The sequence below is a fragment of the Arthrobacter sp. FW306-1B-F12A genome, from assembly GCF_058781865.1.
In genome coordinates this window covers 1-26500 of the sequence record NZ_JBYSXD010000039.1, presented here as the reverse complement: position 1 = coordinate 26500, position 26500 = coordinate 1, and the positions used below count along the sequence as shown (strand labels likewise).

Below are 26500 nucleotides of genomic sequence, written 5' to 3'. Positions count from 1 at the left end.
GCCCATGCCAACGGCAGGACCAAGCCCCGAACACAGCGCCGAAGAGATCCTCCTTGCCTTCGCTGCAGCCGTGCGTGCGGCCGGCGTGAAAGTGACCGCGGACCGCTCGCTCAGCTTCGTCGACGCCGTCGGCAGGCTCAAGTTGGACCGCCGTTCGGACGTGTTCTGGGCCGGCCGCGCGACGCTATGCGCCTCGCCGGAGGACTTGCCCGCCTACCAGCGGACGTTTGAGGCCTGGTTTGCCGTGGAACACTCCGCCGCCCAACGCCTGGAAAACTCCGCGACGTCCGTGAGCGCTGCCACTTTGGATGACGACGACGGCGGCCCGGAAGGTAGGAGGGAACAGTTGCGGGCACTCGCCAGCCGCCGGGAGTTGCTTCGGCACCGCGATGTGGCCGTATTGGACGACGAGGAACGGGCCTTGCTGCACCGGATGTTCGAGGAGCTGCCGGTGCGCCTGCCCACCCGGCAGACCCGGCGCAAGCACCTCGACCGGCACGGCGACGTGGACCGGGTGCGGACCCTGCGCGACCAGCTGCGCCGCGGCGGGGAACCGGGGCCGCTGCGCCGCGCCCGGGCTCCCCGCAAAAACCGCCGGGTGGTCTGGCTGATCGACGTTTCGGGCTCCATGGCACCGTACGCGGACAGCCTGCTTCGCTTGGCCCACCGGGTAGTGGAAGCCGCCCCGCGCCAAGTGGAGGTGTTCACGCTGGGCACCCGCCTGACCCGCGTGACTGCCGCACTGAGGGTGCCAGACCCGGACAATGCCTTGGCCCTCGCCGGCCGCACAGTCCCCGACTGGTCCGGCGGTACCCGGCTCGGAGAAGTGCTCCGGGCGTTCAACGACCGGTGGGGGCAGCGCGTGATGGTGCGGGGCGCCGTCGTCGTGATTGCCAGCGACGGCTGGGAGCGCGGCGACCCCGCACTGCTGGGACGCCAAGCCGAGCGGCTGCACCACCTGGCGAGGCGGATCATTTGGTCCAATCCGCACCGCGGCAAGGCGGGGTACGAGCCGCTGCAACGGGGAATCAGGGCGGTGCTGCCGCACGTTGACTTCTTTATAGGGGGGCACTCAATGCAGAGTTTCGAGGAGTTGTTGGACGTGGTTGCCAATGCGTGAGGTCTTGGACGATCTGGTCGCCGCCATAGCGGCCGGCCACACAGTAGGACTCGGAACGGTGGTGCGCACCTTCCGCTCCGCACCGCGGCCGGCCGGCGCCGCCATGATGGTCGACGCCGACGGCAGTGCGGTGGGCTCGGTGTCCGGCGGGTGCGTCGAAGGAGCGCTTTACGAACTGGCCACCAAGGTGGTCGAGTCCGGCAATCCGGTGCTGCAGCGCTACGGCATCAGTGACGACGCCGCGTTCGAGGTCGGCCTCACCTGCGGCGGGATCCTGGACATTTTTGTGGAGCCGGTCTCCACTGAGAACTTCCCGGAACTGGCCCAGGTAGCGGACGACGTCGGTGCGGGCCGGCCGGTTGCCATCGTCACCGTGATCGAACACCCCGATCCGGCGTGGCTGGGCCGCCACCTGGTGGTCCGCCCGGAGGGGTTCGTGGGTTCCCTCGGCAGCGAGCGTGCCGACCATGCGGTATCCGATGACGTCCAGGGCCTGCTGGCCGCGGGCCGCAACGCCACGCTCACGTACGGACCGGACGGGCAGCGGCGCGGCGAGGGCATGCGCGTGTTCGCCCTCAGTTTCGCCCCGCAGCCGCGGATGCTGGTGTTCGGCGCGATCGACTTCGCCGCCGCCGTCGCCAAGCAAGGCACCTTCCTGGGCTACCGGGTCACGGTCTGCGACGCACGCGCGGTTTTCGCGACGGCTGCCCGGTTCCCGCAGGCGGACGAGGTGGTGGTGGAATGGCCGCACCGCTACCTGCAGGCGCAGATCGCTGCCGGCCAAGTGGACGAGCGCACCGTGATCTGTGTGCTCACACATGATCCGAAATTCGACGTGCCGCTCCTTGAGTTGGCACTGCGCCACAACGTGGCCTACGTGGGCGCGATGGGATCCCGGCGCACGCACCACGACCGATTGGAACGGCTGCGCGAAGCCGGCCTGAGCGAGGCCGAATTGGCCAGGCTCTCCAGCCCGATCGGCCTGGACCTGGGATCCCGCACCCCGGAGGAAACGGCCGTCTCCATCGCCGCCGAAATCATTGCCTTGCACTGGGGTGGCGGCGGCGGAAGATTGAGCACCATGGAGGCCCGGATCCACCACGAACCCACGGTTGAAGCGGACCACGAGGATGCGGGGTACGAACTCAAGCCGGGCTAGGGCGCTCGCCCCTTCCGAGGAGTAACCTGTGTCACATCAGGACTGGATGCCGGGCAGTCGTGCCCGTCGTCCAACGCGACAGGAGATCCCAATGGCGAGTTCCAAGACGATCACCGTCGAAGTCGATGATGTGAGCTACACAGACGATGTCGAGCCACGATTGCTGCTGGTCCAATACCTGCGCGAACGGCTTGGCAAGACCGGCACATTGATCGGCTGCGACACTACCAACTGCGGCGCCTGCACCGTCCATCTGAACGGAGTCAGCGTTAAATCCTGCACCATGTTCGCGGTTCAGGCAGACGGCCACAGCGTCACCACCATCGAAGGCCTGGCCCGGGACGGCAAGCTCGCCCCGCTGCAGCAAGCCTTCCACCAATGCCATGCGCTGCAATGCGGCTTTTGCACGCCCGGCATGATCATGCAATCGGCATCCCTTCTCGCCGAAAATCCGCACCCCACCGAACAGGAAATCCGGGACGGCCTCGAAGGAAACCTTTGCCGGTGCACCGGGTACCAGAACATTGTTGCCGCGGTGCAGGCCGCCGCTGACGGAACGGTTTCTTCCGACAGCGACGCGACGGAAACGGCAGGTGTGGCATGACCATCGCCGAAATCGGCAGGCCCCGCCTCCGCAAAGAAGACGCGCACCTCATCACGGGGCGCTCCAGGTACACGGACAACATGACGTTGCCCGGCATGCTCCATTTGGCCATGGTCCGCAGTCCGTTCGCCCACGCCAGGATCACCTCGATCGACACCTCAGCCGCGAAGTCCTCACCCGGCGTCGTCGCCGTGTTCACCGGAGCCGATCTGGCCGCGGAACAGGGCAGCCTGCCCAACGTCTGGCCCGTCACCGCCGAGCAGAAGGCGCCCGCGTTCCCGTCGATCGCCGTCGACGAGGTGGCCTTTGCCGGCGAGGTAGTTGCCTGCATCGTTGCCCGCAGCGCCGCATCGGCGCGGGACGCCGTCGAACTCGTGGACGTCAGCTACGACCAACTTCCGGTGGTCCTGGATCTGGAGGAAGCATTCACCGACAAGGTGCTGGCCCACTCGAGCTTGGACTCCAATCTCTCGGCGACCTGGGTGTTTGACTCGGGCGAAGCCGGCACCGGCAAGCCGATCGCCGAGGCGTTGGCGAAGGCCGAAGTCCTCATCGAACGCACCTTTTACCAGCAACGCCTCATCCCGGCCTTCATGGAACCGCGCTCGATCGTGGTTGACCCGACGAGTGAGCAAATCACCATGTGGTCGTCCACGCAGATACCCCATATCCTGCGGCTGATCCTGGCATTGACGCTCGGGCTCCCGGAAAGCAAGCTCCGCGTGATCGCCCCCGACGTGGGCGGCGGCTTTGGCGGAAAGCTGACGGTGATCCCCGAGGAGTTCATCACCCTCATGGCAGCCCGGCGGGTCGGCAAACCCTGCAAATACACCGAAACCCGCAGCGAGTCCCTGCAGTCCGGGCATCACGGCCGGGCCCAAGTGCAGAAGGTGAAGCTCGCGGCGACGAAGGACGGGATTGTCACCGGGCTGGACATCCAGCTGCTGGCGGACATGGGCGCCTACCTCGGCATTATCGGCTCGGGCATCCCGATCCTGGGCGCGTTCATGTACAACGCCATCTACAAATTCCCGGCGTACCGACTGGAATGCAACAACCTCTTCACCAACAAGGCGTGGACGGGCGCTTACCGGGGCGCAGGCCGGCCGGAAGCAACCTTCGCTATCGAGCGCTTGATGGATGAGCTCGCCGTCGAACTGGGCATGGACCCCTTGGAACTGCGCAAAAAGAACTGGATCACCCACGAGGAATTCCCCTTCACCACCGTCACTGGACTCGAATACGACAGCGGCAACTACGAGGCGGCCACGGCGAAGGCGCTGGAGCTCTTCAGCTATGACGAGCTCCGGGCAGAGCAGGCCAGGCGCCGCGAGGCCAACGATCCCGTCCAACTCGGCATCGGCATCTCCACGTTCACCGAAATGTGCGGCCTGGCTCCATCCCGGGTGCTTGGCGCGCTCAGTTACGCGGCCGGCGGCTGGGAGCACGCCCAGGTGCGGGTGCTGCCCACCGGCAACGTCGAGGTAGTCACGGGCACTTCCCCCCACGGCCAGGGCCACGAAACCGCGTGGAGCCAGCTCGTGGCGGACAGGCTCGGCGTGCCGTTCGAAAATGTCGAAGTGCTGCATGGTGATACACAGGTCTCCCAGCGGGGCCTGGACACCTACGGCTCCCGCTCGCTGACCGTCGGTGGTATGGCGGTGCTGGCCGCTGCGGACAAGGTGATCGAGAAGGCCAAGGTCCTGGCAGCGCACATGATGGAGGCCAGCGAGGAGGACATCGAGTTCACGGACGGCAAGTTCAGCGTCAAGGGCACTGATCAGTCCACTGCCTTCGGTGAAGTCGCCTTCGCCGCCTTCTCGGCGCACAACCTGCCGGAAGGGTTTGAGCCCAATCTGGATTCGGATGCCACCTTCGACCCGCAGAGCTTCTCCTTCCCGCACGGCACCCATCTGGCCGCCATGGAAGTGGACACCGAGACCGGGCAGGTCAGCATCCGCAAGTACGTTTGCGTGGACGACGTTGGGGTGGTGGTCAATCCGCTGATTGTGGAGGGCCAGGTCCACGGCGGCCTGGCGCAGGGAATCGCTCAGGCCCTTTATGAGGAGGCCGTGCACGACGACGCCGGGACCCTGGTCACGGGCTCGTTCGTGGACTACCTCGTGCCCGGCGCGCCCGACCTGCCGCACTTCACGACGGCGCGCACGGAGACGCCGTCCACCACCAACCAGTTGGGGGCCAAGGGAGTCGGCGAGGCAGGAACCATCGCCTCGACGCCCGCCATTGTCAACGGCGTGCTGGACGCGATTCGGCACCTTGGCGTGAAGGACATCAAGATGCCATGCACGCCGGCGCGTGTGTGGGCCGCCCTTGAAGAAGCCAAGACCACGGGAGATGTGCAATGATTCCGAGCGCATTCGATTACGCCGCTCCGGCCACGGTGGCGGAGGCGTTGAGCGTGTTGGCCGACGCCGGCGACGACGTGAAGCTGTTGGCCGGGGGTCAAAGCCTGATCCCCGTGATGAAACTGCGCCTTGCCGACCCCGCGATGGTGGTCGATTTGGGCCGGATCGGCGAGTTGTCCGGGGTCCGCGACGACGGCGACGCCCTGCTGATCGGAGCCATGACAACGCACCACCAGATCGCCACGGACCCGCTTATTGCCGAGCACGTGCCGTTGCTGGCCAAGGCAGCGGCGACGGTCGCGGATCCCCAGGTCCGGCACCGCGGCACGTTCGGCGGCGCCCTGGTGCACGCCGACCCGGCAGGCGACATGCCCGCGCCGGTGCTGGCTGCGGACGCGACGTTCATTCTGGCAGGTCCGGAGGGGGAACGCCGGGTGGCAGCGGCGGACTTCTTCCAGGGGTACTTCACCACCGCCGTCGACGACGGCGAGATCCTCACCCATATTCGGGTGCCGAAGTACACCGGCTGGGGTGCGCACTACGAGAAATTCACCAGGGTGGCCCAACAATGGTCCATCGTGGCGGTTGCCGTGATGGTCCGGGTGGAAGGCGGCACGATCGCCGAGGCCAGGATCGGCTTGACCAACATGGCCAGCACGCCGTTGCGGGCGACCGCCGTCGAGCAGGCACTCGTGGGCGCCGCGCTGACCCGGGAAGCGATCGCCTCGGCGAGCGCACACGCTGCCGAGGGGACCGATCCCGCGAGCGACCTCAACGGTGACGCGGCCTACCGCCGCCACTTGGCCGAGGTCCTGACCAAGCGGGCCGTTATCGCGGCCGCCGGGCTCTAGCGGAAGGCGGGCGGAGGGAGACGTGGAACTCAAACATCACTTCGTGGTTCCCAGTTCGCTGGAGGACACCTGGCATTCCTTCAACCAACTGGAAGACATCGCGCCCTGTTTCCCTGGGGCGACCCTCACGTCCGTGAGCGGCGAGCAGTTCACCGGAACGGTCAAGGTCAAGCTCGGGCCGATCGCCATGATCTATACCGGCACGGGTGAATTCCTCGAACGCAACCAGGAGACCCACACGGTGGTCATTTCGGCGACGGGCAAGGACAAACGCGGCAACGGCACAGCGGGTGCCACGGTCACGGCAGTGCTGACGCCCGACGGCGACGGCACCGCCGTGGACGTGACCACCGACATGAACGTCACCGGCAAACCGGCCCAATTCGGCCGCGGAGTCATCCAGGACATCTCGGACAAGTTGCTGGAGCAGTTTGTCCAGTGCGTGATCGGGAAGGCGGGCGGCGGGGCTCCGAGCGAAATCGAGCCCGACGCCGGAGCCTCGGCTGCGTCGGCAGGGTCCGGGACGGCTACCGGCGAGGTAGCGCAGCCCCGGGAGCCCGCGGCTGGAGCAGCCGCCGGGCCCGCCGCCGTCGGGCCCGCTGCGGGTTCTGCAGCGCAGGTGGTTGAGCCGCCGGCGGCGCCTGTGCCTGCGGCCGCGGCTGCACCCGCACCTCGGTCCGCGCCGCTCGCGTCGTCGTCGGAATTGGATCTGGGCTCGGCCGTGTGGCCGGTGCTCGTGCGTCGTTTCGGGCCCGTGCTTTGCGCCGCCGCCGTCGTGGTTCTGGTGGCTTGGCTTGTCCGGCGACGGGGAAGGAACTGAACGCCCCACTTAGGCATTGTTGCTGGTGGTTTCCGGCCGCGCGGCGCGCTTGCCGCGCGGCTCCACGTGTCGATATCATCAGGGTGGGTTATGCAGCGGCCCTAGGAACTCTTTCCATGGAGCGACCTCATGACCCGCCCGACTCCCCTCTCTTCCAAGACTCTTTACGTAGCTGCTCCCATGCTTGGAGCCGCGCTGTGAACGCATTACTCACCTCATGCCTGGAAGGCGAACTGGACCCGGTCCAGGGGCTTGCGAAGCTGTCCGTTGCGGAGCTCAACTTTTTGGCCGACGCCCTTTTCAGGCTGCTCGACGTCGGGAAGCCCGAGTTCGGGGTCAAGTCCTGGTACGACGCGGTCCTGGATGAGTTGGCTGCCCGCGGTGAGCGTTCCACGCGCGGCGAGGTTCCTGCGCCCGGTGAGCAGGCCGCCGTCGATGTTTCCTCGGACTAGTCTTCCAATGCCGCGGAGGCAAGAGGGGCGCTAGCGCTGTCTCCTTCTGGTGCTTGCCGGCCTGCCAGTTCGCGCACGACTGTTTTCAGTTCCTGCCGGAACATCGACGTATCGATCGATACCTGGGCAAGAACCTGCCGTTCCGATTCCGCTGCCCGCTCAAGTGCGTCCCTGCCGGCATCGGTCAGCGAAACGACGTGTACCCGGCGGTCCTCGGAACTTCGACGGCGGCTAACGTGCCCGTGTGACTCCAGCCTGCTGAGGGTCTGCCCCATGGTTTGGGCCTGCACACGCACGATCTGGGCGAGCGTGGTCTGGGTGATGGGGCCAGTGGCTGCTAGAACCTCCAGCGCGATGACGCCGGCGTGGGTGAGGCCGATCGCCCTCAGATTCTCGTCCCAAGCGTGTTCCACCAACCGGGCCGCTGTAGACAGCAACCTTCCGGTGGGCCAACGCTCGATGTCCGGCATATGTCCCATTGTAGCGGTGAGGGGATTTTGGGGGGTGAGGGGTTAACTAGTCCTGCGAGGGACTCGTGTGAAGCCGGACGCAGCGTTCGAATTCGGTAGGCTGAGCCAAAATTGTCTGCGATTGGGGCTACGGATGTTTGGGCTGAGCGGGTGTTGCCCTTGATTCGGCGGGGCGGAGCTATTTGGTGGGGCAGGGCATATTTCGCCGTGCAGGCGATTGCCGGTTTCTTGTGGTGGGCCGCGGTTTTCCTGTCGCCGGTGGTGCGCGAGGCGACCCTCGGTAACCTCGACCCGGTTGCGGTTGCTGTCTTCGACATTCCTTTGTTCGTCGTGGCGTCGGCCGTGGCGTCTTTTGGCGTAAGGGCTGCCGCGCTGGTGAGTGCCGGCTGGACGGGCGCCGTTGCCGTCGCACTGGCGGTTTACGCCACTGTCACAACCGAAGCGGGCTGGGGCGTACTCGGCATGGGCGCTGCGAGCGCGGGCTCGCTGATCTCGCTCTGCCTAGTCTTGCTGGGACACGTGCCGACCGCGTGGATCATCCGCGGTCCGTTCGCATTCCGTCCCGCAATCCCCCGCGCGACCGCCGCCGCCCACGTGGCCTCAACATTTGGGCAAATTGTCCTGTTCTGGGGGTTCTTCCTGGCGGTGATTCCGTTCGCAGTTGCCTTTCTCGAACAGCGCTGGGCGGTGGTTCTCCCGTTTCCGTCCTTTGCCGCTCCTGTGGGTGTCGCCGTTCTGGTACTAGCCAGCGCCCTTGGTATCTCGGCGGCCGTGGCGATGTCGACGTTGGGCAATGGCACCCCGCTGCCGTCGGCAATGCCCAATCATCTGGTCATCGCGGGTCCGTATCGCTGGATCCGGAATCCAATGGCGGCCGCAGGCATTCTCCAGGGCGCGGCAGTTGGCGTCATCCTGCAGTCATGGCTGGTAGTGGCCTACGCCGTCGTGGGCTCGCTGGTGTGGAATTACGTTGTCAGGCCGCTTGAGGAATCTGACCTGGAAGAACGGTTCGGCGAAGAATTCCGTCAATACCGCGATGCCGTGCGCTGCTGGGTACCGGGGGTGTCGAGGGCCTCGCGCACTCAGGAACGATGAGTGCACACCCATGTCCCTTCGAAGGTTGTCATTCCTCAGTCTCGCTCGCTCGGACCGAGAGCTACCGCCCAATATTGTCTCGCAATAACCCTTTTTATTGTGAGACAATATTAAAATGGGGATCAGGTGGGCGGACAGCGCAAACAAACATGGAATTGCCCGCGGGGATGCGTTGCATGCAATCTTGAACCAGATCTACCACGTCGAAGAGTTCGATGAGCCGCGTGTGGAATCAGGCGCACGTCCGGATCTGTTTATCGGCCCTTCTCGGGACCGCCGGACGATTCTCGAAGTCATGGCAGTCATTACACCGCCTAACGACATCCTGGTCTTCCACGTGATGGAGGCAAGGCGGAAGATACTCGACATTGCCGAGAGAGGAACAACGGAATGAATGAGAAGAAGGCCAAGGGCGGTCAGGACCTGAGCCCGGAGGAACAGGCCCACTTCCGTGCCCTGGGCGAATGGGCGGAGACCGCCGACATAGGCCCTGACGCCCGCATCACCAAGGCGTCCGGGCAAGGTGCCGGACGCGCCCTGCTGGAAGCAGCCCTGGGCTCGCCCGAGGCAGTAAAAAGAGCCGTCGGCAAACCCTCCCTGAGCAGCAGCGGAACATCCCCGTCCCGGACCATCCGCCTCCCGAAGGACATGGACGCACAACTGGTTGCCCGGTCCGAAATCGAGCACCGCAAGCCGAGCGAAATCCTCAGGGAAGCACTGGCCCAATACCTTGCCAAAGCCTCCTGACAGGCAGACAGCTGATTGACGGGCCCGGTAGTCGTAGATGACAACGCTGCCGATTGGGGGTATGTTTGCCCACTCTTGGCCGCCTATTTCATACTGTTGGTCTCCTTGGTCACTTTTCATGTGCTCCCAGGGATGACGAATTCGTCCAGGAATTCTTCCGTGGAGGAGATCTCACCACCAGTATGGTGGTTGCATAACGCAACCACTGATCTGAGGGGACCTTCACCATGGCTGTTCGAGTTGACCTGAATATCTCGCTGGATGGTTTCGCCACGACCACGGACGCAACTCCGGAGAATCCGTTCGGTTCGGACTGGGGCCGACTCGTTGACGCATATACATCCACCCGCACTTTCCGTGAGCGGGTTCTGCATGACACCAGTGGAGAAGGAACGTCCGGCGTCGACGACAAATACGCCGCGGCCTACTTCGAGGGGGTCGGAGCTGAGATTATGGGTGCCGGCATGTTCGGGTTCCATAACTTTCCCGACGACCCCGAGTGGAAGGGCTGGTGGGGCGACGAGCCGCCCTTCCGCGTCCCGGTGTTCGTCCTCACTCACACTCCCCGCCCTGACATCACGATGACCGGCGGTACGACCTTCCACTTCGTCAGCACCAGCCCCGAAGAAGTGCTTGATCGAGCGCTCAGTGCGGCGGGTGAAAAGGATGTGCGTATCGGAGGTGGCCCTACCGTCGTGCGCGACTACCTCAGTGCCGGACTTGTCGATCGGCTGCACGTCGCGATCACACCAATCCTGCTCGGTAGCGGAATACGGCTCTGGGACGATCTCCGGGGGCTAGAAAGCGACTACACCGTCACGTCAGAGACCGCCGAAAGCGGCATCATCCACGTCACCTTCCGCCGATAACCATCACACAGGATCGTCTGAGTGCGGCTACTCGCGTTTGAGCGTGAGCGCCAGGCTGGGAACCGCGAAGGACAAGAGAAAGATCGGCAGGGGGCTCTTCCCGCTACACCGGAATCTGGCGGTTTCGCCCTCGGCGGCGTCGAAGGGCCGGTCGGCAAGCCATCGGTGGCGAGCCGTCCGCCGTCGTTCATCTGGGCTGGTCCAGTCGACCGCTACTGCTTCAGCGGCGCGAGCTGTATTTGCTTCGCGAGCGCGTAAGCGGTTGGAAGATCGCTGTCGCTTTCGACGAAAACTCGGCCAATGACGAGCGCGGAATCAGTTGGCGAAGAAATCTGCGTCATCCCGTTGGGTACCGTTCCCTTCCAGCCGGGTCCGCTGAGGACATAGTCGCCGGCTTCGGTTCCCGTGGTGCGTTTGCCGACGTAGGCAAAGTTTGTGCTTTTCGACGGGTCGGTGAACTGCACGCTGAAATAGCGCCCGGCCATGTCCGGTACGTGCAGGATTTGCGGCCCTTTGCTCAAGTCGAGCCAACCGCCGATGTAGAGCAAGTCGTCGGCCCCGGTTGCCATAAGGCTCCCGCGCGAAGTCGCCGTCGACGGGGACGATGTGCCGGGCACGGCGTACAGCGTGTTGACGGGGATGGGGCCCTCACCGAATCCGTGCTTGAGTATCGCCCTCTTGTACCCGTTGACTGTGAGTCGCGGCCAGAGGTAGATGAAAGCGGGCGCGCCGAGCCCCCATACGATGACCGCCGCTATGACCAGAGGAACGATTCCGTCCCCGTTGGCGATCCGCCGGTAAATGACCCAGGCGAAGACGGCCAGTATGACGGCGGTGAGGGGACGTCCGTACTTCAAGATGAGGCGGTTCATTTCACTGCGCCCTGACAACCGACGGCAATTGGTACGTGTCGTCGAGAATCGCCGCGCCAGGCAGATACACGCGGAACATCAGCTTGAACTTTCCGGACGGAATGGGCAGCCAGTTCTGCTCGTGCCCGCTCGGAGCCTGATGCTGCAGATAGATGTCGACCGAACCGTCGGCATTCTGTGCCAGAGCAGAACGGTCACCAACGCTGTAGCGATTGGTGGGATTTTCCACCATGTACCCGACGGTATCGGTCGGGGTGAGCGACCAGAAGGCGTCATGCGGCGGGAGGTTCCCGGGAGGAAAATGCAGGACGTATCCATTCCCGCCGCTCAGCGTTTGCCCTGAGCCATCCACAGTGGCGGTCCAGTACGCAGCCTCTTCAAACACATTCACGACAGGCAGGGCCTTGGCGCAGGCGGCCCGGACGAGGACTCCGTTGCCAGGCTGGCCGCATTTGCGGATGGCACTCCAACCGTTGACGGTCGTTGTGAGCGCCCTGCCCACGGCGTTCATGACGAGGATCGCCGTCAAGAACGCAAGCACGGCACCGAGAATCAACCCTTGCACCACACCGGACTGGGAGAACCACGCGAGGGCATTTGCCATAACCGCAAACTACCACTGGGCTATGTGGTTGGGGGGTTCGCACCGATCCGGCCTGCAACTAGGTGCCCTAACGTCCCCGCGCAGGACGACGCCGGTACCAAGCAACAAAGCCCCACAGCGCGACGATCAAACATACGGCAGCGACAATCCCCCGCCACCAAATAAAAGGTTGCCAAAGCCCGAATATCAGGGCCCAAACAAGGAGAACGCCACTCACGTCGAGTCGTGGGGCTCGGATTTTCACGGAGGCTCTCCTTCTTCCATCTGTCTCTGTCCAGGAGCGCAAGCGCCAAAGACCAAGAATACTTTCCCAACAGCCCGACGTCGGACGCGGCCCCCGCCCCCGTCGCCGAACGCCGCGGGACAAGCGTCTCGCTTCCCCGGCCAAATTCCAGTGACACCACTGCTCCGGGCGCCCATACTGGGAGCATGAGCGTCAACACCCGCCGCACAGCGGAAGGCGCCGCTGTTGCCACCCCGGCCCCCACCGCCCCCGCTGTTCCGACAGAACCAACCGCACCGGCCGCTCCGACAACCGGTCCCATCACCCGCGAGGAACTGCAACTCGCTTCGCGCAACCACGCCATGCCGCTGGAAATGCTCCGATGGCCCGTCACACCGCTGGGCATGCATTATCTCCTGGTCCATTTCGACGTTCCCCAGATCGATCCCGTCTCGTGGCGGCTGAATATCGGCGGGCTCGTGGACCATCCGCACGAGTGCACCCTGCCTGACCTCCAGCACCGCGAGCGCCGCACCCAAGCCGTCACGATGGAGTGCGCCGGCAACGGCCGCTCGCGGCTGGAACCGCGGCCTGTGAGCCAGCCCTGGGACCAGGGTGGGGTGGGCACCGCCGAGTGGACCGGCACCCCGCTTGCTCCGTTGCTGCTCGACGCCGGCGTGTCACCCGACGCCGTCGAACTCGTCTTCACGGGCGCGGACCGTGGGATCCAGGGCGGCGTAGAGCACCAGTACGCGCGCAGCCTGACGCTCGCGGAAGCAATGTCCGACGACGTCCTGCTCGCCTATGAGGTCAACGGCCAAGCCCTGCCACCTCAACATGGCTACCCCGTCCGGCTCCTCGTCCCGGGCTGGTACGGAATGACGAGCGTCAAATGGCTGCAATCCATCGAGGCAATTGACCACAGCTTCGACGGTTACCAACAGCTCGACTCCTACCGTTACACCCAAGACGCAGACGATCCCGGCGAGCCCGTCCAACGGATCAAAGTCCGTTCCCTCATGGCTCCCCCCGGCGTTCCAGATTTCTTCACACGGCAACGCGCGGTGAACGCGGGACCGGTTCAGCTGAGCGGCCGGGCCTGGTCCGGGCAAGGAACCGTGGAGAGCGTGGAAGTCTGCGTGGACGGGGTCTGGGAGCAGGCCCAACTTCAAGCTCCCACCGGTCGGCATGCGTGGCGCGGATGGACATTCACGTGGATCGCAACGCCCGGTTCCCACGATTTGGCATGCCGTGCGACGGATTCCACAGGGCAGACCCAGCCGGAAACGCCGGAGTGGAACTATCAAGGCATGGGAAACAACGACATCCAGCGGCTGGCTGTGACCGTCCGGGAGTAACTCGCCCGCCGGCACGCCGAAGCCGGGCCGTTGACCGTGTGCAACGGCATGAGTACTGTGAGTCCACTATCCATCCGCGCCCTGGAGGCAGCAATGGGCGGCACTTCCAAGAGCAACGCCGACTACGAGTTCCTCACTGTCTGGCGCGTCGCGGGGACCCCGCGTGAGGTCATGGATATTTTAGGGGACGCGGGGACACTGCCCCGCTGGTGGCCTTCGGTGTACTTGAGGGTTGTTCCGCTGGACCCGGGAAACGCCGACGGTACGGGAAAGGCCTTCTCGCTGCACTCCAAAGGTTGGCTGCCGTACACGCTGCGCTGGAGGTTCACGGTCACCGAACCCATCACAGAGCAAGGTTTCGCGATCGCGGCGAGCGGCGACCTGCGCGGTACCGGGCGCTGGACTTTCGAACAGGACGGCCCGGAAACCGTGATCACCTATGACTGGCGGGTCAGCACATCGAAACCCCTGCTCCGGCGGCTAAGCTGGCTGCTCAAACCCGCTTTTGCCGCGAATCACCACTGGGCGATGGCACGCGGCCAAGAAAGCCTCGCCCTTGAATTACGACGACGGCGTCCCGGCACGGACCTCTCCAAGGTCCCCCGTCCCGCGCCACCCACATTTGCAAGCCGATACCGCTGGCCAAGGAGTACGACGCATGCCTGACGATAACAAAGGCGAAGTCCGCTGGTTGCCGGAGCCCGAGGACCAGGACTACCCAAGCGCCGCAGACTACCTTTCCCTGCTGGAATCCGACCACGTGGTGGCATCGGTTGTCGCCGCCCTCAAGGACGCGCCCATCCAGCACCGCAAAGCCAAGGACATCCTCCGGGCCGCCCGCTTGGCGTTGCTCCCGGAAGAGAACGCCCACGTGGCCTCGGACCTGAAGAAGATCAAGGAGGGCAAGAAGCTCTCGCCCATCCTGATGGTCCGGGGAGACCTGGCCACGGGCATGCCCGCTCAGGTGGTCGATGGCTATCACCGGGTGTGCGCGAGCTACTACACCGACGAGAACACGGACATTCCCCTGAAACTGGCTGATGCGCCCCGGTAACCACCGCAGACCAACCGCCAGGCCCGGAGAAGGAGGAAGGTGTCGTTCTTTCAGCTTTCGCTGATCGCCGCAGTCGCGCTCCTCGGTCCGCTCTTGGCGCTACCCCGGAAATGGCACCTTCCCGTTGTTTTGGGGCAGTTGCTGGCAGGCATCGTCATCGGACGCACGGGACTGGGACTGGTGGACTCCTCGGATCCCACCTTCACGTTCGTGGCCGACGTCGGGTTCGCCCTCATCATGTTCGTCGCCGGGACGCACGTCCCCGTGCGGGACAAGGCCATCCGTCCCGCCCTGGGTAGCGGCGCCTTGCGCGCCGGCGTCGCCGCGGTGCTGGCCGCCGTCGTCGGAGTCGTCATCGCTTTAGCCTTCGGCACCGGACATGCTCCCCTCTACATCGTCCTGCTCGCATCCTCCTCAGCAGCGTTGGTCTTGCCGATCGTCGACTCGCTTCGGCTGACAGGGCCGAAGGTCCTGACGACGACGGCGCAAGTGGCGATCGCTGATATCGCTTGCATTGTGGCGCTTCCGTTAGCCGTTGACCCCCCGAACGCCGGCCGGGCAGCGGTCGGGGCAGCCGTCGTCGCGGCTTGCGCGTTGGTCTTGTTCTTCGTGCTTCGTTGGCTGGAGAACAGCGGCAACCGCGGACGGTTACACGACATATCCGAAGACCGGAAGTTCGCCTTGGAACTGCGGATCCAGCTGGCCTTGCTGTTCGCGCTTTCAGGGCTCGCGGTCCTCGGCCACGTCTCAATCATGCTGGCCGGGTTCTCCTTCGGCCTGGTGGTCTCTGCGGTGGGCGAACCCCGTCGCCTGGCGCACCAGCTCTTCGCCGTGAGCGATGGTTTCCTGGGGCCGGTCTTCTTCGTCTGGCTGGGTGCATCGCTCGACCTAAGGACCCTCGCGGGCAGCCCAAGCATGATCCTCCTCGGGATCTGCCTTGGCTTTGGAACACTGCTGGTGCACGGAAGCATCCGGGCCCTCGGCCAGCCCCTGCCGCTCGCAGTACTGGCCTCGTCCCAATTGGGAGTGCCGGTTGCAGCCGCCACCATCGGCTCCCAATTGCACTTGCTGGAACCAGGAGAAGCCGCGGCGATGATCCTGGGTGCCCTCATCAGCATCGGAGCCAGCACCATCGCGGGTTCGCGGGCGGCACGGAAATATTCGGAAGCCGCGCCGGAAGCGGCGGGCGAGGGGCCGAAGAGCGGTGGGCCGGCCGGCAAAGGACAATCCGGCAAAGGCCCGGCAGGCAAGCCCTCCGAAGGTGGTCCGGCAATAACTGCCTGATTCCCAAACCCGCAGCATGACCCCGTCACACGACCCATCCGACAGCGGCACGGCCACGAACCACCGGTAGAATTGCGGGGTTGACCAGACCGAGCTGGACTGTCGACCACCCGCTTGAACGCTACCGAGGGAGGAACCCGTGCGCGCATCGCATGCCCGGACGCCCTTCCATGCCATGCGTTCGGTGGCCCTGGCGGTCGCCATTGTTGCCCTCGCGGCAGGTGCCCATGTCCTCTCCGGGGGTGCGCTTCCCGTCGCTCCGGTCCTGTTGGCCGTCCTTGCATTGACCGGGCTCGTCACCACTCTTGCCACCCGGTTCAAGCTCGGATTCCCGGTCATTGCCGCGCTTCTGGGATCCGGCCAGCTTCTCCTGCACGAGGCCTTCACGGCATTCGGTCCGCTCACTGTTCCGGCTCCGGGCTCACCAGCACACCACTTGGCGGCTGAACACCTCTCCCCGCCGCTGGGCACTGAAACAGTCCATTTTCACGAGGTCGACACTCCCCTCAGCTGGTTGATGCTGACGGGGCACGCCCTCGCCACTGCCGCTTCGGCATTGCTCCTTGCCAAGGGCGAGCAGGCACTGTGGCAGCTCGAGGCCTGGCTTCGTCCCCTCCTGCAGCTCATCCGACTGATCTTCAGGCCCGACGCCGGCAACGCAGCTGTTGCGTTCAGCGCACCTGCCGTATTCATCCCTCGCCCGTGGCGGAACCTCAGGCAAGACAGCAGACGCGGCCCGCCCGCCGTCGTCGTATCCTCCTGACTCCGCCCGGCACCGCCTCAACTGGTGACGGGCACATCCCCTGACTTTGGCGCGCCTTCGCGCGCCCGTTGAAAGGCAACAACCATGAACAAATCCTCACTCCGCCGCGCCCTCTCCGCTACCGCAATCGCGGGCGGCACCGCCGCACTGATGATGGCCGGCCTCGCAGGCGCATCTGCCCACGTCTCCATCAACCCGGACAAGACCACGGCCAACTCGTATGCCCTGCTGACGTTCGGCGTCCCGCACGGCTGCGACACCTCAGGCACCACCAAGTTGACCATCAACCTGCCCGAGGAACTGACCGACGCCACGCCCACGGTGAACCCCAACTGGACAGTCGAAAAGGTGACGCAGACGCTGCCGGAACCCAAGAAACTGGCCGACGGCACATCGATCACCAAACGCACCAGCCAGATCGTCTACACGGCCAAGGCTCCGCTGGACCCGCACTTGCGCGACGCGCTGGTCCTGTCCGTGAAGCTGCCCGACACCGCTGGCAAGACCCTCTACTTCCCCACGCTCCAGAACTGCGAGCAAGGGCAGACGAACTGGGCTGAAATCCCGAAGGACGGCCAGGACGCGCACTCGCTGAAGGCTCCGGCTCCTTCGGTGGCCGTCACAGCCGCAGATCCGGCCGCGGGTGACACCCACATGGCTGCGTCCATCTCCACCGAGCAGGTAGCTTCCGTGACCGACGACGGCTCACAGGCGCGCAGCTGGGCCGGCCTGATCGCCGGCGTGGCAGGGCTGGGTCTGGGTGGCGCGGCCTTCTTCCGCAGCCGTTCCGCCAAGGCATCAGTCTCCAAGTAACGGCTCCGTTGGGTCGGCGTCCGGAACATTACGATCCGGACGCCAATCCGGCGCCGCTGCCGCGCCGCAGTTGACTCCGGCAAATGACGACGAAAAGCTGTGCGCATGACGAATATGCGAGTCAAGAACGGTCTCCTGCTCACGATGGCAGCAGCCTCGGTATTCCTGCTCTCCGGCTGTTTCCAAACCCAGGCCCAGCCCTCGGGATCAGCCGTACCCAGCGACACGGCGTCGGCCTCGTCGTCACCGTCGGCCTCGGCCTCAAGTACTCCTACTTCAAGCGGCAGCGCCACGCCATCGAGCACCGGGACGACGCCATCAGGCGTCGCTCTCTGCAAAGCGGGCTCGCTGACAGCATCTGTCGACTCCACAGGGGGCGGAGCGGCAGGGAGCGTCTACATGAAACTCATCCTGACCAACTCCGGCACGCAACCCTGCGTCCTCAATGGCTTCCCGGGCGTCTCACTCACGTCGGGACCCGCGGGCGATCCGATCGGCGCGGCTGCCGCGCGCGACGACTCCCAGCCTGTGACGCAAGTGCTCCTCGCTCCGGGGAAGGCCGGTTTCGCCCAACTCCGCTACACCCAGGCCGGGAACTACCCCGAGTGCACCCAGGCCCCAGCCGCCGGCTTCCGGGTCTACCCACCCGAGGACACCGCTTCGCTGTTCATCCCGCAGCAATACACGGCTTGCAGCAACACCAATATCAATCTCCTGACCGTCCAGGCGTTCCAGGCGGGGTAGGCGGTCCAGCGCTGTTCCTTATTGTGTCGGTGCCGTGAGGCATGATGGAGGAATGCAGGAGCAGAAGCTACCGGGCGGTCCTGGCAATTCAGCCATGGACCGCTTCAGCCGTGCCACGCGCGAGTGGTTCCTTGGTGCTTTCTCCGCGCCCACCCCTGCCCAGGACGGTGCATGGAAGGCCATTTCTTCGGGATCGCACGCCCTTGTGGTTGCGCCCACGGGTTCCGGCAAGACGCTCGCAGCATTCCTGTGGGCGTTGGACCGGCTCTTGTCCGTGTCCCCGCTTGCTTCGGCGGACGCCCTTCCGGAACTTGAGGGCACAACCGCCCGTGCCAAAGCTCCCAAGCGCAAGACCCGAGTCCTGTACATCTCGCCCCTCAAGGCCCTCGGCGTGGACGTCGAACGGAACCTCCGCTCGCCGCTGATCGGCATCACGCAAACCGCAAAACGGCTCGGGTTGCCGGCCCCGCTGGTCAGCGTCGGAGTCCGTTCAGGAGATACGACGACGGCGGACCGCCGCGCGCTGCTCAGCCACCCGCCGGACATCCTCATCACCACGCCCGAGTCCTTGTTCCTCATGCTGACGTCCAAAGCCCGGGAGACGCTCAGCGAGGTGGACACCGTGATCGTCGACGAGGTCCACGCCGTTGCAGGCACCAAGCGTGGCGCACACCTCGCGGTGTCATTGGAACGGCTCGATGCGCTGCTGCCGAAACCCGCCCAACGGATCGGCCTCTCGGCCACCGTGGAACCGCGCGAGCTCGTCGCACAGTTCCTCGCCGGTTCGGCACCCGTGGAAATCGTCGCACCACCGTCGCACAAAAACTGGAACCTCAGCGTCAGCGTTCCTGTGGAGGACATGTCCGACCTGGCGGGAGCCGCGGGCGCCTTCGACTCCGGGCCGGCCTCCGGACTGCAACCGCAAGCGTCCATTTGGCCGCATGTCGAGGAGAAGATCGTCGACCTTGTGCTGTCGAAGCAGTCCACCATTGTGTTTGCCAACTCCCGGCGTCTCGCGGAGCGACTCACAGCCCGATTGAACGAGATCTACGCGGAGCGCCAACTCATGGCGGTGGATGTGCTTTCCGCCGCGGCGGATTCGGCGCTGGACTCGGGGCTGCCGTCCTCGACGGCGACTCCGGCGCACATGATGGCCCAGGCCGGCAGCACGAGCGGCGCCGATCCGGTCCTGGCCCGCGCGCACCACGGTTCCGTGTCCAAGGACCAGCGGGCACTCATCGAGGATGACCTCAAGTCCGGCCGGCTGCGGTGCGTTGTGGCCACGTCGTCCCTGGAACTCGGCATCGACATGGGTGCCGTGGACCTTGTAGTCCAGGTCGAGTCGCCGCCGTCGGTGGCGAGCGGACTGCAAAGGGTTGGCCGCGCCGGGCACCAAGTAGGTGAGATTTCAGAAGGCGTACTCTTCCCCAAGCATCGTGCGGACCTCGTCCACACCGCCATCACTGTGGAACGCATGCTGAGCGGGAAGATCGAACGCCTCCACGTTCCAGCCAACCCCTTGGACATCCTCGCCCAACAAACGGTCGCCGCCACCGCGCTGGGAAGCATCGATGTCGAGGAATGGTTCGCCACCGTGCGGCGCTCCGCTCCTTTCGCCACCCTGCCTCGCTCAGCTTTCGAAGCCACCCTGGATCTCTTGGCTGGCCGGTATCCTTCGGACGAATTCGCCGAACTCAGGCCGCGCATCATCTGGGACCGGAATGCCGGCACCATCGAGGGCCGCCCCGGAGCACAGCGACTTGCCGTCACCTCGGGCGGAACCATCCCGGACCGCGGGCTCTTCGGCGTGTACATCATCGGCACCGAGAGCGAAGGCACCGGTTCTGGGTCCGGCTCCGGTTCCAGCCAGGCCGGTCCAGGGTCCGCACAGGAGCCCAGTCCGGCGTCGCGCGCTGCCAAAGGCGGCCGACGCGTCGGCGAGCTCGACGAGGAAATGGTCTACGAATCACGCCTCGGGGACATCTTTGCCCTGGGTGCCACAAGCTGGAAAATCGAGGACATCACGCACGACCGTGTCCTTGTCTCGCCCGCCTTCGGCCAGCCCGGAAAACTCCCCTTCTGGAAGGGCGATTCCTTGGGCCGGCCGGTGGATCTCGGCCGCGCCCTCGGAGCATTCGTGCGTGAGCTTTCCGCCTCGGACCAAGAGCCAGCACTGGAACGCTGCAAGGCCAGCGGACTGGACGACTTCGCCGCCGGCAACCTGATCCAGTATCTGGGCGAACAGAAGCAGGCCACGGAAGTGGTCCCCAATGACCGGACGCTCGTGGTCGAACGGTTCCATGACGAACTCGGCGATTGGCGCGTGGTGCTGCACAGCCCCTTCGGCATGCCGGTCCACGCACCGTGGGCACTCGCCGTCGGGCAGCGGCTCCAGCAGCGCTACGGGCTGGACGGTTCCGCGATGGCCGCCGACGACGGGATCGTGCTGCGGGTCCCGATGATGGAGGACGAACCCCCGGGGGCCGAGCTGTTCCTGTTCGACCCGGAGGAGCTTGAGCAGATCGTGACGGCGGAGGTTGGCGGGAGTGCCTTGTTCGCCTCCCGCTTCCGCGAGTGTGCCGCGCGCGCCCTGTTGTTGCCGCGCCAGAACCCTGCGAAAAGGCAGCCGCTGTGGCAGCAACGGCAACGCTCCGCGCAATTGCTGGATGTCGCGAAGAAGTACCCGTCTTTCCCCATCGTGCTCGAAACCGTGCGCGAGTGTTTGCAGGACGTCTACGACCTCCCCGCGTTGAAAGACATAGCAGCTTCGATCGAACGCAGGGAACTGCGCTTGGTTCAGACCACCACGCAGCAGCCCTCGCCCTTCGCCAAATCGCTGCTCTTTGGGTATGTGGCCCAGTATTTGTACGAGGGCGATTCACCGCTCGCCGAACGCAGGGCCGCTGCCTTGGCCCTCGACTCCACGCTCCTCAACGAGCTCCTGGGCAGGGTGGAACTACGCGAACTCCTCGACGCGAAAGTCATTGAGGCCACCGAGCTCGAGCTCCAGCGGCTGGCACCGGACCGGCTGGTCCGTGGGATGGAAGGCGTCGCGGACTTGCTGCGCCTGCTCGGCCCCTTGAGCGTCGACGAAGTGGCGGCCCGTTTGCAGCCCGAAGGAGTGGAAGCTTCCGCGGATCCGGCCGCGTCGCAACTGGCGGCGGGATCGCATCTGGCCGCATCGCATCTGGCGGCGCTGCATCTGGCGGCGCTGCGCAAGGCCAACCGCGCCCTCACCGTGACGCTCAGCGGCGTTGAACGATTCGCCGCTATCGAGGACGCGGCCCGGCTCCGGGATGCCATCGGGGTTCCGCTGCCCATGGGAGTGCCGCTCGCCTTCATCGAACCCGTCCACGATCCGCTCGGGGACCTGGTCTCCCGATACGCACGAACCCACGGACCCTTCACGGCCGAGGAAGCCGCCGCGAGGCTGGGACTGGGTGTCGCCGTCGTAAGCACTGCGCTCAAACGCCTGGCGGCGGACGGCCGCGTAGTGGAGGGCGAGTTCCGCCCGCACCCGAGTGCGCCGGCCACGGTTCCCGATGAGGGTTCGGAGTTGTTGGAGGCACCGGAACTCCCGGCTGTTCCGCTCCGCGGAGTCCCATTGAGTAGCGAGTGGTGCGATTCCGAAGTGCTGCGCAAGCTCCGGCGTCGTTCGCTTGCTGCACTGCGCGCCGAAGTGGAGCCGGTGGACGCTGCCGCGTACGGCCGGTTCCTCCCCGCCTGGCAAAACGTATCCGTACCCTCGGCCGGCCGTCCTGGTTCTTCTGGAGGCAGGGGTGCCCCGGCGCTGCGCGGGCTCGACGGCATCATGACCGCCATCGACCAGCTCTCCGGCGTGCCTGTTCCGGCGTCGGCGTGGGAGCCTTTGGTGCTGGCCAGCCGCATTTCCGATTACCAGCCGGCCATGTTGGACGAGCTCATGGCCGCGGGCGAAGTCTTGTGGTCAGGGGCTGGCTCGTTGCCCGGGAACGACGGGTGGATCAGTCTCCATGTGGCCGAAGCCGCGGAGCTCACCCTCAACCCGGACCCTGAATTCGAGCCCGGCGACGCCCAACTCCGCCTTCTGGAATACCTGCAGACCGGCGGGGGCGCCTATTTCTTCCGGCAACTCACCGATGTTGCCGGCGGCATGGACGCGGTCCTTAGCGACGATGCCGTGGTGGCTGCCCTGTGGGACCTTGTGTGGGCCGGCCGCATCACGGGCGACACCTTCGGCCCCGTCCGCGCGATGATTGCCGGCGGACGCACGGCGCACAAACAGCCCGCGCGGCCGCCGCGTGCCAGGTCCCTGCGCATGAGCAGGCTCGGCCGCTCGCACGGCACGGGCTTGATGGGCTCGCCCGGACTCACGGGCGGCCGCTACGGCTCGGTCACCGGAGCGGCTCCGACTCCCCCGCTCGCCGTTGGACGCTGGTCCGCGTTGCCTGCTCCCGAGCTCGACCCCACCATCCACGCGCGCGGCACCGCCGAACTCCTCCTCGACAGGTACGGCGTCGTGACTCGGGGCTCCGTCATGGTGGAGAACATCGTGGGCGGATTCGGGCTGATGTACAAGGTCCTCGCGCGCCTCGAAGAAGCCGGGCGGTGCCGCCGCGGCTACTTCATCGAGCACCTCGGCGCCGCCCAGTTTGCCGTGCCGGCGACCGTGGACAGATTACGCTCCTTCACGGAGGACGCCCAACTCGCCAAAACGGAGCCAGTCGCTTTGGCCCTCGCCGCAACGGACCCCGCAAACCCGTATGGCGCGGCCCTCCCGTGGCCCGCATTGGCCGTCGACGCTGGATCGGGCCACCGTCCGGGACGGAAAGCAGGTGCCCTGGTGGTGATAGTCGACGGCGCCTTGATTTTGTATGTCGAACGGGGAGGGAAGACCCTGCTCACTTTCAGCCAAGACGACGCCGTCCTGGCCGCTGCCGCTGCCGCGCTCGTCGGAGTGGTGCGGCGGGGAGCCGTGGACAAATTGATTATGGAAAAGGTCAACGGCCATGACCTCTTGGACACCCCCGTGGCTTCCGCCCTTGCGGCTGCCGGGGCGTACTCCACGCCGAAGGGTTTGAGGATCCGTGCCTGAGGGTGACTCGGTCTGGCGGGCCGCCGCGGAGTTGCACAAGGCCCTCGGTGGGCAGGCCCTTGTCTCCTCGGACTTCCGGGTACCCAGGTTTGCCACACTGAACCTGGCCGGATGGACCGTGTCCGAGGTAGTGCCACGGGGAAAGCACCTGCTCATGCGCTTGCTGGAGCCGGCGGCGGTTGGGTCGGTCGCGACTGGGCCGGCGGACGACGCCGGTTCGGCGGCTACCAGACCATCCCGCCGCGCCCTGACCATCCATTCGCATTTGAAAATGGAGGGAAGCTGGCAGGTCTATTCCCCCGGCGGCCGGTGGAGGAAACCCGGCCACACGGCCAGGTGCGTCCTCCGCACAGCGACGGCCGACGTCGTCGGCTTCTCCTTGGGAATCCTCGAGGTGATCCCGACGCCGGACGAGTCCCGCGTAGTAGGGCACCTCGGCCCGGACCTGCTCGGGCCCGACTGGGACGCGGAAGAGGCCGTTCGTCGGCTCCGGGCCGCGCCGGACGCACCGATCGGCGTCGCACTGTTGGACCAGCGGAACCTCGCCGGCCTCGGCAATATCTACCGTTGCGAGGCGTGTTTCCTGGCCGGGGTACATCCGGCCGCGCCGGTATCGGCTGTGAAGGATCTGCCGGCGATGCTCGCCGAAGCCAAGGTTATGCTCGAAGCCAACCTCGGACCCGGGCCAAGGATCACGCGCGGCACAGCGTTCCCTGGAGTCCGGGGAATTCCCCGCTCCGGCTACTGGGTGTACGGCCGCGAGCACCAGCCGTGCCTTCGTTGCCGGACGCCGATTCGCCGCGGAGTGCTCGGGCCAGCGTCCGGGATGGAAGACCGCACCATCTACTTCTGCCCGGAGTGCCAGCCCGGCTCGTCCGGCTGACGCTGCGGAAATTCCCTGACGCCCCCGGAATTCCGGGGGCGTCAAGAAATCTGCGAGTCGCCAGGAAGATTCCGCGTCACGAAGTGGCCGGCACGGCTTCCGGGGCAGCCACGGGAGCCTTCACCGGAACCGTAAACAGCGGCAGCAATAGCTGAACCACCGGGCCAATGGCCAAGGCGTAGACAACGGTTCCAACGCCGACGGACCCACCCAACAGCCAGCCCACACCGAGCACGACAACCTCGATCAAGGTCCGGGACAAACGCACCGACCATCCGGTGCGGCGGGCAAGTCCCGTCATGAGTCCGTCGCGGGCACCCGGGCCAAGGCGTGCGCCGATGTAGCAAGCGGAGGCGATTCCGTTCAGGACCACTGCGCCGGCGAGCATGGCGATCTGGCCACCCAGGTGCGAGAACGCCGGGATCAGGGCCAGGCCGATGTCCGCGAAGACTCCCACCAGAACGGCGTTGGCGAGGGTTCCGAAACCCGGCATCTGCCTCAGCGGTATCCAGAGGAGAAGAACCAGGAAGCTGACCACTACGACGACGGTGCCGATGCTCCACCCGATCTTCCCCGCGACGCCTTGGTGGAAGACATCCCAGGGGTCCAGGCCAAGGCCGGCCCGGATGAACATGGCCAGGGAGATCCCGTACATTGCGAGGCCAATCAGGAGCTGGGTGATTCTGCGGGTCATCATGAAACCATGCTCCCGAAAACTGGCATTGCTTTCCATAGCCAGTTTGCAATACTGGTCTTATGCCCGGATCCCTCAACCCCACAGCCATGGTGCGTCTCCTCGGTCCGTGGAACACTGGCGCCGCTCCCGCCTATCGCGAGCTTGCCGACGTCGTACGCCTTTTGGTGATGGACGGGCGGATCCCGCTCGACGTGGCACTGCCCAGTGAGCGCGCGCTCGCCGTCACCCTGGGCGTCAGCCGGACCACCGTCACTGCCGCCTATGCCAGCCTGCGCGAGCAAGGATTCCTGAGCGGCGGCCAGGGCAGCAGGGGCCGGACGGGCATTCCACACCGGACGGTTCCCATCAGCGGACCGGGACTGGCCGTTCCGGAGGGAATCCTTGACCTCGCCTATGCTTCACTGCCAGCGACGGGCGAGGTGGTGCACCGGGCATTCGCGGATGCGTTGATCGATCTCCCTGCGCTGTTGCCCGGTTTTGGCTACGACGCGGTCGGCCTCCCACCCCTCCGGGAAGCCATCGCGGACCGCTACACGGCAGCCGGCATCCCCACGACGGCCGCACAGATACTGGTGACTTCGGGGGCCCAGCACGCGCTGAACATTATCCTGAAGACCCTCGCCGGGCGGCAGCAGAAGGTCCTCGTGGAGCATCCCAGCTACCCCAACGCTCTCGATGCAATCCGCGTTTCGGGCTCACGCACGGTTCCGGTGCCGATGCCGCCTGCCGCCGAGCCGACGTCGGGCGCTGCCGGCGAGCCGACGTCGGGCGGTTGGGATATCGACGGCATGGTGGCCGCAATGCGCCACCAACGCCCGGCCATGGCCTACCTCGTCCCGGACTTCCACAACCCCACCGGGCGGATCATGTCCAACCTTCAGCGCCGCCGCCTGGTCCGCGAGGCGGCAGGGACGGGCACTGTCCTGGTGGTAGACGAAACGCTGCGGGAGCTAAACCTCGACGGCGTCAGCACCTCGCCGCTCGCGGCGTTCAGTCCGGCGGTGGTGACCATCGGATCGCTCAGCAAATCGCATTGGGCCGGGCTCCGGACCGGGTGGATCCGCGCCGAAGAGGACCTGATCAACCGCTTCGTGCAGACCCGGACAACGATGGATCTGGGCGGGCCCGTCGTCGAGCAGCTGGCTGCGGCTCGGCTGCTGCGGGCTTTCGCCGAACCGCTGGATGCGAGGCTTGCGGAGCTGCGGCGGAACCGGGAAGCGCTCCTCGGATTACTGGCCGAGCACCTTCCCGGGTGGCACGTGGAACGTCCGCGCGGCGGGCTGACGGCATGGTGCAGGTTGCCCACGCCGTCGAGTACCGCGCTCACCGTCGTCGCCCCGGACTTCGGCGTGCGGCTCGCGGCCGGCCCGCGCTTCGGCGTCGGCGGGGCTTTCGAGCACTTCATGCGCGTTCCGTACACGCTCGCGCCGGCCCAGCTTGAGACGGCGGTGCTGGCACTGCGCGATGCCCAAGCCCGGATCGATGCGTCGCCGCAACTCCGGAGGACCTTGAAAGCGCCCAAGGAACCCGCCGCGGTCGCCTAGCCCGCCGTTCCGCAGCCCGCCCGCTCCCCCGCCG

General features: G+C 65.8%; 25 protein-coding genes. 21 read left to right on the top strand and 4 right to left on the bottom strand.

Annotated features, from left to right (window positions below):
- Positions 1–4 precede the first annotated feature (4 nt).
- From AC3WJU_RS16810 to AC3WJU_RS16780, 7 genes are all read left to right on the top strand, one after another.
- Positions 5–1120, top strand: coding sequence for a vWA domain-containing protein (locus AC3WJU_RS16810; protein WP_492260396.1), 1116 nt, complete (start codon positions 5–7; stop codon positions 1118–1120).
- A complete protein-coding gene (locus AC3WJU_RS16805) occupies positions 1113–2279 on the top strand; it encodes an XdhC family protein (protein WP_492260395.1) in 1167 nt (388 codons plus the stop codon). Before AC3WJU_RS16810 ends, AC3WJU_RS16805 begins: the two co-directional genes overlap by 8 nt.
- 91 nt (positions 2280–2370) lie before the next feature.
- The gene (locus AC3WJU_RS16800; protein WP_059388593.1) at positions 2371–2883 is read left to right on the top strand and encodes a (2Fe-2S)-binding protein; all 513 of its coding nucleotides are present in this window, start codon (positions 2371–2373) and stop codon (positions 2881–2883) included.
- Positions 2880–5249 carry a xanthine dehydrogenase family protein molybdopterin-binding subunit gene (locus AC3WJU_RS16795; RefSeq protein WP_492260394.1) on the top strand — a complete coding sequence of 790 codons (2370 nt, stop codon included), beginning with the start codon at positions 2880–2882 and terminating at the stop codon, positions 5247–5249. The genes AC3WJU_RS16800 and AC3WJU_RS16795 overlap by 4 nt, the downstream gene beginning before the upstream one ends.
- Complete coding sequence (locus AC3WJU_RS16790; RefSeq protein WP_284988714.1) at positions 5246–6100, top strand: FAD binding domain-containing protein; 855 nt, start codon at positions 5246–5248, stop codon at positions 6098–6100. Before AC3WJU_RS16795 ends, AC3WJU_RS16790 begins: the two co-directional genes overlap by 4 nt.
- Before the next feature lie 22 nt (positions 6101–6122).
- Complete coding sequence (locus tag AC3WJU_RS16785; RefSeq protein ID WP_492260393.1) at positions 6123–6920, top strand: SRPBCC family protein; 798 nt, start codon at positions 6123–6125, stop codon at positions 6918–6920.
- Between the two features lie 197 nt (positions 6921–7117).
- Entirely contained in the window at positions 7118–7372 is a 255-nt protein-coding gene (locus AC3WJU_RS16780; RefSeq protein ID WP_059388591.1) for a hypothetical protein, read from the top strand.
- Here AC3WJU_RS16780 and AC3WJU_RS16775 read toward each other — a convergent pair.
- Positions 7369–7842, bottom strand: a complete 474-nt coding sequence (locus AC3WJU_RS16775; protein ID WP_059388590.1) for a MarR family winged helix-turn-helix transcriptional regulator — start codon at positions 7840–7842, stop codon at positions 7369–7371. The two genes, AC3WJU_RS16780 and AC3WJU_RS16775, sit on opposite strands and share 4 nt — an antisense overlap.
- A 150-nt stretch (positions 7843–7992) precedes the next feature.
- Between AC3WJU_RS16775 and AC3WJU_RS16770 the strand changes: the two genes are divergently transcribed.
- The 4 genes from AC3WJU_RS16770 to AC3WJU_RS16755 all read left to right on the top strand — a co-directional run bounded on the left by AC3WJU_RS16770 (position 7993) and on the right by AC3WJU_RS16755 (position 10553).
- On the top strand, positions 7993–8937 hold the full coding sequence (locus AC3WJU_RS16770; RefSeq protein ID WP_492260392.1) for a methyltransferase family protein: 945 nt from the start codon (positions 7993–7995) through the stop codon (positions 8935–8937).
- A 184-nt stretch (positions 8938–9121) separates the two neighbouring features.
- Positions 9122–9331, top strand: coding sequence for a hypothetical protein (locus tag AC3WJU_RS16765; RefSeq protein WP_284988712.1), 210 nt, complete (start codon positions 9122–9124; stop codon positions 9329–9331).
- Entirely contained in the window at positions 9328–9684 is a 357-nt protein-coding gene (locus tag AC3WJU_RS16760) for a ribbon-helix-helix domain-containing protein (protein WP_216363181.1), read from the top strand. The genes AC3WJU_RS16765 and AC3WJU_RS16760 overlap by 4 nt, the downstream gene beginning before the upstream one ends.
- 227 nt (positions 9685–9911) lie before the next feature.
- Positions 9912–10553, top strand: coding sequence for a dihydrofolate reductase family protein (locus AC3WJU_RS16755; protein WP_492260391.1), 642 nt, complete (start codon positions 9912–9914; stop codon positions 10551–10553).
- 212 nt (positions 10554–10765) lie between these two features.
- On the opposite strand, the gene AC3WJU_RS16750 is transcribed toward AC3WJU_RS16755, so the two are convergent.
- Together AC3WJU_RS16750 and AC3WJU_RS16745 are read right to left on the bottom strand one after the other, a co-directional pair.
- Positions 10766–11425: a DUF1254 domain-containing protein gene (locus AC3WJU_RS16750; RefSeq protein ID WP_332602417.1), complete on the bottom strand. Its 660-nt coding sequence runs from the start codon at positions 11423–11425 to the stop codon at positions 10766–10768.
- A 1-nt stretch (position 11426) separates the two neighbouring features.
- The gene (locus AC3WJU_RS16745; RefSeq protein WP_492260390.1) at positions 11427–12029 is read right to left on the bottom strand and encodes a DUF1214 domain-containing protein; all 603 of its coding nucleotides are present in this window, start codon (positions 12027–12029) and stop codon (positions 11427–11429) included.
- Positions 12030–12458: 429 nt separating this feature from the next.
- Here AC3WJU_RS16745 and AC3WJU_RS16740 point away from each other — a divergent pair, with 429 nt between their 5' ends.
- The 9 genes from AC3WJU_RS16740 to AC3WJU_RS16700 all read left to right on the top strand — a co-directional run bounded on the left by AC3WJU_RS16740 (position 12459) and on the right by AC3WJU_RS16700 (position 24225).
- Complete coding sequence (locus AC3WJU_RS16740) at positions 12459–13610, top strand: sulfite oxidase (RefSeq protein ID WP_492260389.1); 1152 nt, start codon at positions 12459–12461, stop codon at positions 13608–13610.
- 93 nt (positions 13611–13703) lie between these two features.
- Complete coding sequence (locus AC3WJU_RS16735) at positions 13704–14276, top strand: SRPBCC family protein (protein WP_059388574.1); 573 nt, start codon at positions 13704–13706, stop codon at positions 14274–14276.
- Positions 14269–14664 carry a hypothetical protein gene (locus AC3WJU_RS16730; RefSeq protein ID WP_492260388.1) on the top strand — a complete coding sequence of 132 codons (396 nt, stop codon included), beginning with the start codon at positions 14269–14271 and terminating at the stop codon, positions 14662–14664. The genes AC3WJU_RS16735 and AC3WJU_RS16730 overlap by 8 nt, the downstream gene beginning before the upstream one ends.
- A gap of 39 nt (positions 14665–14703) precedes the next feature.
- On the top strand, positions 14704–15948 hold the full coding sequence (locus AC3WJU_RS16725) for a cation:proton antiporter (protein ID WP_306963334.1): 1245 nt from the start codon (positions 14704–14706) through the stop codon (positions 15946–15948).
- 139 nt (positions 15949–16087) lie between these two features.
- Positions 16088–16711 (top strand): hypothetical protein, encoded by a 624-nt coding sequence (locus tag AC3WJU_RS16720; protein ID WP_441432894.1) that lies wholly within the window; start codon positions 16088–16090, stop codon positions 16709–16711.
- Positions 16712–16795: 84 nt separating this feature from the next.
- A complete protein-coding gene (locus AC3WJU_RS16715) occupies positions 16796–17524 on the top strand; it encodes a YcnI family copper-binding membrane protein (protein ID WP_059388571.1) in 729 nt (242 codons plus the stop codon).
- 105 nt (positions 17525–17629) lie between these two features.
- Positions 17630–18268 (top strand): DUF4232 domain-containing protein, encoded by a 639-nt coding sequence (locus AC3WJU_RS16710; RefSeq protein ID WP_084784462.1) that lies wholly within the window; start codon positions 17630–17632, stop codon positions 18266–18268.
- A 52-nt stretch (positions 18269–18320) separates the two neighbouring features.
- Positions 18321–23342, top strand: a complete 5022-nt coding sequence (locus AC3WJU_RS16705) for a DNA glycosylase AlkZ-like family protein (protein ID WP_492260387.1) — start codon at positions 18321–18323, stop codon at positions 23340–23342.
- On the top strand, positions 23335–24225 hold the full coding sequence (locus AC3WJU_RS16700; protein WP_492260386.1) for an Fpg/Nei family DNA glycosylase: 891 nt from the start codon (positions 23335–23337) through the stop codon (positions 24223–24225). The genes AC3WJU_RS16705 and AC3WJU_RS16700 overlap by 8 nt, the downstream gene beginning before the upstream one ends.
- 76 nt (positions 24226–24301) lie before the next feature.
- Here AC3WJU_RS16700 and yczE read toward each other — a convergent pair whose 3' ends face one another.
- Positions 24302–24922 carry a membrane protein YczE gene (gene yczE / locus AC3WJU_RS16695; protein ID WP_059388569.1) on the bottom strand — a complete coding sequence of 207 codons (621 nt, stop codon included), beginning with the start codon at positions 24920–24922 and terminating at the stop codon, positions 24302–24304.
- A gap of 59 nt (positions 24923–24981) precedes the next feature.
- Here yczE and yczR point away from each other — a divergent pair, with 59 nt between their 5' ends.
- Positions 24982–26466, top strand: a complete 1485-nt coding sequence (gene yczR / locus AC3WJU_RS16690) for a MocR-like transcription factor YczR (RefSeq protein WP_492260385.1) — start codon at positions 24982–24984, stop codon at positions 26464–26466.
- Positions 26467–26500: the final 34 nt, after the last annotated feature.

Excerpts from the sequence above, each read along its gene's own strand:
- AC3WJU_RS16790 (WP_284988714.1), top strand. The coding sequence starts at position 5,246 with ATGATTCCGAGCGCATTCGATTACGCCGCTCCGGCCACGGTGGCGGAG.
- AC3WJU_RS16710 (WP_084784462.1), top strand. The coding sequence starts at position 17,630 with ATGACGAATATGCGAGTCAAGAACGGTCTCCTGCTCACGATGGCAGCA.
- AC3WJU_RS16795 (WP_492260394.1), top strand. The coding sequence starts at position 2,880 with ATGACCATCGCCGAAATCGGCAGGCCCCGCCTCCGCAAAGAAGACGCG.
- AC3WJU_RS16810 (WP_492260396.1), top strand. The coding sequence starts at position 5 with ATGCCAACGGCAGGACCAAGCCCCGAACACAGCGCCGAAGAGATCCTC.
- AC3WJU_RS16800 (WP_059388593.1), top strand. The coding sequence starts at position 2,371 with ATGGCGAGTTCCAAGACGATCACCGTCGAAGTCGATGATGTGAGCTAC.
- yczR (WP_492260385.1), top strand. The coding sequence starts at position 24,982 with ATGCCCGGATCCCTCAACCCCACAGCCATGGTGCGTCTCCTCGGTCCG.
- yczE (WP_059388569.1), bottom strand. The coding sequence starts at position 24,922 with ATGATGACCCGCAGAATCACCCAGCTCCTGATTGGCCTCGCAATGTAC.
- AC3WJU_RS16750 (WP_332602417.1), bottom strand. The coding sequence starts at position 11,425 with ATGAACCGCCTCATCTTGAAGTACGGACGTCCCCTCACCGCCGTCATA.
- AC3WJU_RS16755 (WP_492260391.1), top strand. The coding sequence starts at position 9,912 with ATGGCTGTTCGAGTTGACCTGAATATCTCGCTGGATGGTTTCGCCACG.
- AC3WJU_RS16760 (WP_216363181.1), top strand. The coding sequence starts at position 9,328 with ATGAATGAGAAGAAGGCCAAGGGCGGTCAGGACCTGAGCCCGGAGGAA.
- AC3WJU_RS16805 (WP_492260395.1), top strand. The coding sequence starts at position 1,113 with ATGCGTGAGGTCTTGGACGATCTGGTCGCCGCCATAGCGGCCGGCCAC.
- AC3WJU_RS16745 (WP_492260390.1), bottom strand. The coding sequence starts at position 12,029 with ATGGCAAATGCCCTCGCGTGGTTCTCCCAGTCCGGTGTGGTGCAAGGG.
- AC3WJU_RS16740 (WP_492260389.1), top strand. The coding sequence starts at position 12,459 with ATGAGCGTCAACACCCGCCGCACAGCGGAAGGCGCCGCTGTTGCCACC.
- AC3WJU_RS16705 (WP_492260387.1), top strand. The coding sequence starts at position 18,321 with ATGCAGGAGCAGAAGCTACCGGGCGGTCCTGGCAATTCAGCCATGGAC.
- AC3WJU_RS16730 (WP_492260388.1), top strand. The coding sequence starts at position 14,269 with ATGCCTGACGATAACAAAGGCGAAGTCCGCTGGTTGCCGGAGCCCGAG.
- AC3WJU_RS16735 (WP_059388574.1), top strand. The coding sequence starts at position 13,704 with ATGGGCGGCACTTCCAAGAGCAACGCCGACTACGAGTTCCTCACTGTC.
- AC3WJU_RS16715 (WP_059388571.1), top strand. The coding sequence starts at position 16,796 with ATGAACAAATCCTCACTCCGCCGCGCCCTCTCCGCTACCGCAATCGCG.
- AC3WJU_RS16775 (WP_059388590.1), bottom strand. The coding sequence starts at position 7,842 with ATGCCGGACATCGAGCGTTGGCCCACCGGAAGGTTGCTGTCTACAGCG.